The organism is Polaromonas sp. P1_G1, from assembly GCF_056405595.1.
Genome location: NZ_JBFUBU010000125.1, coordinates 1 through 607, shown reverse-complemented (window position 1 = coordinate 607; position 607 = coordinate 1). Strand labels below are relative to the sequence as shown.

1 protein-coding gene is annotated in these 607 nt (G+C 65.9%); it reads right to left on the bottom strand.

The annotated features are described in order from the left end of the window. The coding region (locus AC1D1Y_RS26035; protein ID WP_477684899.1) for a patatin-like phospholipase family protein at positions 1–496 on the bottom strand (496 nt) is incomplete at its 3' end. Between the last annotated feature and the right edge of the window lie 111 nt (positions 497–607).

Sequence of the window (607 nt, the reverse complement as noted above, 5' to 3'; positions counted from 1 at the left end):
AGCTGTAGCTGGACGCGGTGACCGCAAAGGCCTGCAGGTGGCCGCGGCGAATCAGGTGCGGCAGGCGCTCCAGCGGCACCAGCTTTTGCAGCAGCTCGCCCAGCGGCGCGTTGTCCAGCAGTGACTTGGGCTTCACGCGCCGCCACTTGGCCAGCAGCCAGCCCAGCGACAACAGAGTGAGCCAGGTGGCGCCCGAGCGCAGCATGCTCAAGTGGTCGGCACGGTACACCTGGTCGGCGTGGAAGTTGCGCCAGGTGTGGGCAATCATGCGCACCGTGGCGTCGAAATTGTCCGCTCCGCAGGCCAGCGCCGCGGCGTTGATGGCGCCTGCCGAGGTACCTGCAATGATGGGAAAGGGGTTGGGCTGGTCGCCCGCGCCGCAGGCCAGGCGGATGTCGGCAATGGCTTCGAGCACGCCCACCTGGTAGGCCGCGCGGGCGCCGCCACCGGTCAACAACAGGCCGTTGGCGGGCAGGGGGGGCGGTCGGGTGTCCATGGAGCCATTATGAAAAGCCCCATGGGCTTGTAAACAGTTAAATGCGCGGGGTAAACCCTAGCAGTTCGATAGACTCCCAGCATTCAGGAGTTTTCATGTCCGCTACCGACC